This window comes from Cellulomonas bogoriensis 69B4 = DSM 16987 (genome assembly GCF_000767165.1).
In the GTDB taxonomy this organism is placed as follows: domain Bacteria; phylum Actinomycetota; class Actinomycetes; order Actinomycetales; family Cellulomonadaceae; genus Actinotalea; species Actinotalea bogoriensis.
Genome location: NZ_AXCZ01000143.1, coordinates 1 through 7,166, shown reverse-complemented (window position 1 = coordinate 7,166; position 7,166 = coordinate 1). Strand labels below are relative to the sequence as shown.

Genomic DNA, 7,166 nt, shown 5'->3' with positions numbered 1-7,166 from the left:
GTACGGGTTGGCGTCCTGCGGCGCCGGCGTCGCGGCCCCCGTCCACGTCTGCGGGCCCCGGCCCTGGTCCAACGGCTGCCACCCGCCCGTCTGCGCGTCGTGGGCACCCGGGGGCGGTGGCGACGAGGTCATGCCCACCAACCTAGCGTCCACCCGGCCCGTCCCGCGGTGGCGCTCAGCCCTCCAGGTCGACGACCACCGGCACGTGGTCCGAGGCGCCCTTGCCCTTGCGCTCGTCCCGGTCGATCGACGCGCCGGTGACCCGTGCCGTCAGCGCGGGCGAGGTGTACGCGAAGTCGATGCGCAGGCCCTTGTTCTTGGGGAAGCACAGCTGCTGGTAGTCCCAGTACGTGTACTTGCCCTCCTGGGGCAGGTGCACACGGGTCACCTCGGTGTACCCGGCGTCGGCGAACGCGAAGAACGCGTCCCGCTCCGGCTGGGTCACGTGCGTGCCGCCCTCGAACGCGGTCACGTCCCACACGTCGGTGTCGTAGGGGATGACGTTCCAGTCGCCCACCAGCGCGACCTGCGCACCGTCCGCCTGCGCCCACCCCTGGGCGGCCTCACGCAACGCGGCCAACCACCGGAGCTTGTAGGCGTAGTGGGGGTCCTGCGGCGAGCGGCCGTGGGGCACGTACAGGCTCCACACCCGCACACCCCCGCACGTCGCACCGATCGCGCGGGCCTCCACCACGGGGGTGTCGGCCCCGAACTCCGGCTGCTCCGGGAACCCGACCTGCACGTCCTCCAGCCCCACCCGCGAGACGATCGCCACGCCGTTCCACTGGTTCAGCCCGGCGTGGGCGACCTCGTACCCGGCGGCCTCGAACACCGCGTGCGGGAACTGGGCGTCGGTGCACTTGGTCTCCTGCAGCGCGAGCACGTCCGTGCCGCTGCGCTCCAGCCACGCCACCGCGCGGTCGGCCCGGGCCCGCACCGAGTTGATGTTCCACGTCGCGATCCGCATGGGTCGCACCGTACCGTCCCGCCCCGACGGACCACTCGTCGGCACCGGGCCGGTCCCCTAGTGTGTCGACATGGCAACCGTACTGATCACCGGTGCGAGCGCAGGGCTCGGTCTGGAGCTCGCCTGGCAGCTGGCCACCGCCCGCCACGACGTCGTCCTGGTGTCACGGGACGCCGGCCGTTTGGAACGCCTCGCCGGGCAGCTGCGGGCCGCCGCCGGCGTGGACGCCGAGGTGCTGCCCGCCGACCTTGCCGAACGCGACCAGGTCGAGAAGGTCGCCCAGAGGCTGCGCGACCCCGACCGCCCCGTGTCGTTCCTGGCCAACAACGCGGGCCTGGCCGTCGGGGAGCCGTTCGTGGGCGGTGACCTCGCCGCCCACGAGCGGGCCCACGAGGTGATGGTCCGGGCCGTGATGGTCCTGTCCCACGCGGCGGCCGGCGCGATGGTCGAACGCGGCCGGGGCGCGATCCTCAACGTCTCCTCGATCGCGGCGCTCACCGCCATGGGCACCTACTCCGCCGACAAGGCGTGGGTGCGGACCTTCACCGAGGCCCTGGCCATCGAGCTCAAGGGAACCGGCGTCACGGCCACGGCCCTGTGCCCGGGCCTGGTGCACACCGAGTTCCACCAGCGCGCCGGCATCACCGACACCTACCCCGAGATCGCGTGGCTGAACGCCGACAGCGTCGTCGCCGCCGCGCTCGCGGACGTGCGCCGTGGCGCGGTGATCTCGACCCCGTCCCTGCGCTACGGGATCCTCTCCGAGGTCACGCGGCTGCTGCCGCGGGCCGCGGTCCGGGCGGTCTCGTCCGACAAGCGCCTGCGCCGCCACGTGGCCCAGGAGTCCGAGAGCTGAGGGCCACGGGGCCGCTAGCCTGTGCGCCGTGACAGACAACTGGGGACCCGCACCACGTGAGCAGCTGCGCCGGCTGGTGACCGAGCTGGCCGTCGTCCACGGCAGGGTGACGCTCGCCTCCGGCCGTGAGGCCGACTACTACGTCGACCTGCGCAGGGTGACGCTGCACCACGAGGCCGCGCCCCTCATCGGGCACGTCCTGCTGGACCTGCTCGAGGAGGTCGGCCTGGGCACCCAGGAGGTCGACGCGGTCGGTGGCCTCACCCTCGGGGCCGACCCGGTCGCGACCGCCCTGCTGCACGCGGCGGCCTCCCGCGGTCAGCAGCTGGACGCGTTCGTGGTCCGCAAGGAGGGCAAGGCCCACGGGCTGCAGCGCCGCATCGAGGGCCCCGACGTCACCGGCCGCCGGGTCGTGGCCGTCGAGGACACCTCCACCACCGGCGGTTCGGTGCTCACCGCCGTCGAGGCCCTGCGCGAGGCAGGCGCGGACGTCGCCGGCGTGGCGGTCATCGTCGACCGCGGGACCGGTGCCCGTGAGCGCATCGAGGCCGAGGGCCTCAGCTACCACTACGTCTACGACCTGGCCGACCTGGGCCTGGCGTGACACCACCGGCGCCCACCCCACCGACGTGGTGGGCGCGAGCCTGGAACGCCGCCGTCCTGGCCGTGGCCGTGGCGGTGCTGGTCCTGCTCCTCGCCGGGCTGGCCGTGCTCGTGGGCGCCGTCCTCGCCGGGATCCTGGTCGACGTGGCCCGGCTCGGGACGCAGGTCGCGGCCGCGCTCTCGGCCACCACGGTCGGGCTGGTCGTCGTCCTGTGGGGAGCGGGGTGGATGCGGTCCCGTGCCGTCCGTGCCCGGCGACTGGCCGTGGTCGCCGCCTGGGCCGACGAGCACGGGTGGGCGCTCCGCGTCCCGGGTGACGACGTCCTGCTCCGCCGCACCGGTGGCCGGCTGGTCGTCTCCCGCACCCAAGGCCTGGGCAGGTCCCGGGAGCACGTGGTCCGGGTCCAGCTGGCCGGTCTGCTGATGCCGACCCTCACCCTGACCCAGGAGGCCCCCGTGCTCGGGCGCCGGTCGCCGCGACGACGGGGTGTGGAGGTCGAGTCGATCTGCTTCAACGACCGGTGGTGGGCCCGCGGCGGCAACCGGGCCTTCGTCCACGGCGTCCTGCACCCCAGGCTCATGGAACGGCTCATGCGTACCGATCTGGACGGAGTGAGCATCGTGATCGAGGCCGGGGAGGTCTCCGTCCACGTCCCCGGTCAGATGGACCTGGAACGGGTGGAACCACTGACCGCCCTCGCCCTGGAGATCGCGGACTCCCTGCCCGCCACGGTCCTGCACGACCACGCCGTGCCCGAGGGCCAGACCCGACGTGAGCGCCGGGCCGCGCTCGCCCGCCGGAACACCGACAAGCTCACCGGGAACGTGCTGTGACGGGTGCGGGGCCCGAGGTCCTCGCCGGTGCGCTCCCGCTGCTCGCCCTGCTGCTGGTCCCCGCCGCGGTGGGGGTCTGGATCTGGCTCGTGGTCCGCCGGGGCCGGCGCCTGCGCGAGTGGGCCCACGCCGCGGGCTGGACGTGGGTCGGGACCGACCGCACCCTGACCCGCCGCTGGCACGGCACCCCGTTCGTCGCCGGTCACCGCGCGCGCGCCGTGGAGGTCATGCACGGCACCTACCGGGGCCGGCCCGCGGTCAGCTTCGTGCACCAGTACACCGTCAACCACGGCAAGAACCAGCAGACCGTCAGCCACCACGTGGTCGCGGTGTCCCTGCCCGCCTACCTCCCCAAGCTCGAGCTCACGCCCGAGAACCTCGGCACGCGCCTGGCCAAGGCCCTCGGAGGCCAGGACATCGTCCTGGAGTCCGAGGAGTTCAACCGGGCGTGGCGGGTCCAGGCCCACGACCCGCGGTTCGCCCACGACATCCTGTCCCCCCGGCTCATGGAGTACCTGCTGCGACCGGCCTCACGGGGCCACGCCTGGCGCATCGAGGGCACCGACGTGCTGTCCTGGATCTCGGGGTCGACGAACCTCGACTCCCTCGCCCGTCGCCTGGACGTGCTGTCCACCGTCGCCGACTCCGTCCCCCGGTTCGTGTGGCAGGACCACGGCTACGACCCACCGGCCTCATGACCACCACCCAGACGCCCACCGGGTGGTGGCAGCGGCGTCGCACCCACCCCATGGACCGTCGCGCCCGCACGATGCGCAAGTGGGCCGGGGCCCTGGGGTGGACCTGGGTCGGCAGCGACCCCTCGCTCGTCGGCCGCTGGACCGGCTTCCCGTTCATCGGCGGGACGTCCGTCAGGACCACCGAGGTCATGAACGGCGCCTACCGCGGCCGTCCCGCCCTCAGCTTCGTGTACTCGGCGACGTTCGAGACACCCCAGGGGTTCGCGGCCTTCGCCCACCACGTCCTCGCCGTCGCGCTCCCCGTGGCGCTGCCGACCCTGCAGATCATGCCCGAGACCCCCGGACGGATCGGCGGCACCTGGCCCGAGTGGCACGACCTGGTCACCGAGTCCGACGACTTCAACCGCACCTGGCGCGTCAGCAGCGAAGACCCCAGGTACGCCCACGACGTGATCACACCCCGGCTCATGGCCCGGCTCCTCGAACCCCGCTCCGCCGGGCACCACCTGCGCATCGAGGGCAGCGACATCGTGTCCTGGCAGGAGGGGACCACCTGCACGGCCGGCATGGCCGAGCGCCTGAACACCCTGTGCTCCGTGGCCGAGGCGATCCCCCGCTTCGTGTGGCGTGACCACGGCTACGATCCCCCCATCGATTAACGGAGGAACCCTGTGGAGACCATCGGAACCGCCCTCATCGTCCTGCTCGTGGTGGCGCTGCTGCTGCTGGTGTGGGGCGTGGCCACCTACAACGGGTTCGTCCGGCTGCGGAACCTCGTCCAGGAGTCATGGCGCCAGATCGACGTCGAGCTGCACCGACGTCACGACCTGATCCCCAACCTGGTGGACGCCGTCAAGGGGTACGCCGCCCACGAGCGCGGGGTGTTCGACGAGGTCACCCGGGCCCGCGCCGCGGCCGCCTCACCGGGCACCGGCCCCGCCCAGCAGGCCGCCCAGGAGAACGCCCTCACCCAGGCCATGGGGCGGCTGTTCGCCGTCGCCGAGGCCTACCCCCAGCTGCGTGCCAGCGAGAACTTCCAGCAGCTGCAGGTCGAGCTCACCAACACCGAGGACCGCATCGCCGCCGGACGCCGCTTCTACAACGCCAACGTCCGGGCCATCAACACCCGCGTCGAGACGTTCCCCCCGAACATCATCGCGAACATGTTCGGGTTCGCCCGGGCCGAGTACTTCGAGGCCGAGGACCCGACCGTGCGCGCCGTGCCGCGGGTCGACTTCGGCGGCACCCCGCAGGGCTGAGCACCACCTCCGAGCGGTGCGCTGCTCAGCCCGCGAGCAGCGCACCGACCACGGCGACCGTCGCGACGACCTCCCCGAGCCCCACCTGCTTGGGGGTCGCCGCCGGCCACCGTCGGGGCACCACCACCGCGCGGACGGTGAGAGCCACGAACACCACCACCACCGCCCACCCCGGCACCACCTGCCCGCCCACCGGCCACCCGGCGGCCAGCACGGCCACGACTGCCGTCGCCACCACGTGGAACGCGAGCGAGGCGTCGCGCATGCGCGGGTTGCCGCGCTCGCGGATCATGGTCTTGACGTAGGGCACGGTCCCCACGAAGTACAGGGCCACCACGACGGTCGCCGGCCACGTCGCGGCGAGCGCCTCCCACGGCCACACCGAGCCGCCACCCACCTGGTGGGCGACCGGCAGCATCAGGCACGCGGCGAGCACCGTGACGACGTCGTTGGTGACGGTGCGGTCCTGCCGGCGGGCCGAGAACCGCAGGCTCGCCACGAGCAGCGGCGCGTACACGGGGGCCCACGCCAGCAGCCGGGGGTGCAGGGCGAGCAGGGCCGTGCCCAGCAGCGCCGTCACCGCGCCGTAGGTGAGGGCCGGTGGCCGGTAGCGCGGGCGGCGTGAGGCCCGCAGCCACAGGCCAGCCGCGAAGAACGCCAGGTAGGCCGCCAGCCAGGCGGCCACCAGCAGCGCGTGGGCGGGGACGGGTCCGGCGAGGACCACGCCCGTCAGCACGGGGGCCAGGAGCATCGCCCAGGCGCCGTGCTGGTTGGGCACCCAGCCCGGGCTGCGGCGCCGACGCCCCACGGCGGCTCAGACCAGGTCGACGAGGTCGGCGATCGAGGGGAGCACCGCCCCGGGCCGGAACGGGAACGTCTCGACCTGGTGGGCCTGGGTGGACCCGGTCAGCACCAGGAACGTCTGCAGGCCCGCCTCGATGCCGGCGACCACGTCGGTGTCCATCCGGTCACCGATCATGGCGGTCGTCTCGGAGTGGGCGTCGATCCGGTTCAGGGCCGACCGGAACATCATCGGGTTGGGCTTGCCCACGAAGTACGGCTTGCGCCCGGTCGCGGCGGTGATCATCGCCGCGACCGCACCGGTGGCGGGCAGGTCGCCCTCGGCGCTGGGCCCGGTGACGTCGGGGTTGGTGGCGATGAACCTGGCCCCGCCCTGGATGAGGCGGATCGCCCGGGTGATCGCCTCGAACGAGTAGGTGCGGGTCTCGCCGAGCACCACGTAGTCCGGGTCGGACTCGGTCAGGGTGTACCCCGCCTCGTACAGGGCGGTGGTCAGCCCCGCCTCACCGATCGCGTACGCGCTGCCCCCGGGCACCTGGTCGACCAGGAACTGGGCGGTGGCCAGCGCCGAGGTCCAGATCGCGCCCTCGGGGACGTCGATGCCCGACGCCGCCAGGCGGGCGCGCAGGTCCCGCTCGGTGTAGATCGAGTTGTTGGTGAGGATCAGGAACGGGCGTCCGGCGTCGCGCAGGGCGCGCACGAAGTCCGCCGCGCCCGGCAGGGCCTTGCCCTCGTGCACGAGGACGCCGTCCATGTCCGTCAGCCAGCTGTGGATCTCGCGGGGGGTACCGGGGTCACGGGTCACACCCGAACCTTAGGGCCCCCGGGTGCGGTCGTGGGGCCGCTAGGGTCGTGGCCGGCGAGCCCGGGCAGGTCGGCAGGCGGGAGGGCAGGGTGGCGGCACGGCTGACGCTGGACGGTGTGACCCGGACGTTCGGTGACCGGACGGCCCTGGACGACGTCGGGTTCACGGTGCGGCCGGGCCGCCTGACGGGGTTCGTCGGGGCGAACGGCGCCGGGAAGACCACCACGATGCGGATCGTCATGGGTGTGCTCGCCGCCGACGCCGGGACCGTCACCCTGGACGGACGCCCCCTCACCCGTGAGGATCGTCGCCGGTTCGGGTACATGCCCGAGGAGCGCGGGCT

Annotated in this window: 10 protein-coding genes; 7 read left to right on the top strand and 3 right to left on the bottom strand. The window is 73.4% G+C overall.

Going from position 1 to position 7,166, the window contains the following annotated elements; genetic code table 11:
• Positions 1-175 precede the first annotated feature (175 nt).
• Positions 176-967, bottom strand: coding sequence for an exodeoxyribonuclease III (locus N869_RS11550; RefSeq protein WP_035061822.1), 792 nt, complete (start codon positions 965-967; stop codon positions 176-178).
• Between the two features lie 70 nt (positions 968-1,037).
• Here N869_RS11550 and N869_RS11545 point away from each other — a divergent pair, with 70 nt between their 5' ends.
• The 6 genes from N869_RS11545 to N869_RS11515 are packed head-to-tail and all read left to right on the top strand — an operon-like array spanning position 1,038 to position 5,217.
• The gene (locus tag N869_RS11545) at positions 1,038-1,823 is read left to right on the top strand and encodes an SDR family NAD(P)-dependent oxidoreductase (RefSeq protein ID WP_052105470.1); all 786 of its coding nucleotides are present in this window, start codon (positions 1,038-1,040) and stop codon (positions 1,821-1,823) included.
• Between the two features lie 28 nt (positions 1,824-1,851).
• Positions 1,852-2,427 (top strand): orotate phosphoribosyltransferase, encoded by a 576-nt coding sequence (gene pyrE / locus N869_RS11540; RefSeq protein WP_035061821.1) that lies wholly within the window; start codon positions 1,852-1,854, stop codon positions 2,425-2,427.
• Positions 2,424-3,260 carry a hypothetical protein gene (locus N869_RS16610; RefSeq protein WP_052105469.1) on the top strand — a complete coding sequence of 279 codons (837 nt, stop codon included), beginning with the start codon at positions 2,424-2,426 and terminating at the stop codon, positions 3,258-3,260. The genes pyrE and N869_RS16610 overlap by 4 nt, the downstream gene beginning before the upstream one ends.
• Positions 3,257-3,958, top strand: a complete 702-nt coding sequence (locus N869_RS16605) for a DUF3137 domain-containing protein (RefSeq protein ID WP_052105468.1) — start codon at positions 3,257-3,259, stop codon at positions 3,956-3,958. Before N869_RS16610 ends, N869_RS16605 begins: the two co-directional genes overlap by 4 nt.
• The gene (locus N869_RS11520) at positions 3,955-4,617 is read left to right on the top strand and encodes a hypothetical protein (RefSeq protein ID WP_035061814.1); all 663 of its coding nucleotides are present in this window, start codon (positions 3,955-3,957) and stop codon (positions 4,615-4,617) included. The genes N869_RS16605 and N869_RS11520 overlap by 4 nt, the downstream gene beginning before the upstream one ends.
• Before the next feature lie 12 nt (positions 4,618-4,629).
• The gene (locus N869_RS11515; RefSeq protein ID WP_052105467.1) at positions 4,630-5,217 is read left to right on the top strand and encodes a LemA family protein; all 588 of its coding nucleotides are present in this window, start codon (positions 4,630-4,632) and stop codon (positions 5,215-5,217) included.
• A 25-nt stretch (positions 5,218-5,242) separates the two neighbouring features.
• On the opposite strand, the gene N869_RS11510 is transcribed toward N869_RS11515, so the two are convergent.
• Positions 5,243-5,995, bottom strand: coding sequence for a YwiC-like family protein (locus N869_RS11510; RefSeq protein ID WP_084137019.1), 753 nt, complete (start codon positions 5,993-5,995; stop codon positions 5,243-5,245).
• Positions 5,996-6,031: 36 nt separating this feature from the next.
• Complete coding sequence (locus N869_RS11505) at positions 6,032-6,772, bottom strand: HAD-IIA family hydrolase (RefSeq protein WP_035061825.1); 741 nt, start codon at positions 6,770-6,772, stop codon at positions 6,032-6,034.
• Between the two features lie 140 nt (positions 6,773-6,912).
• Between N869_RS11505 and N869_RS11500 the strand changes: the two genes are divergently transcribed.
• A partial coding sequence (locus N869_RS11500; RefSeq protein ID WP_156968510.1) for an ATP-binding cassette domain-containing protein occupies positions 6,913-7,166 on the top strand: 254 nt, incomplete at its 3' end.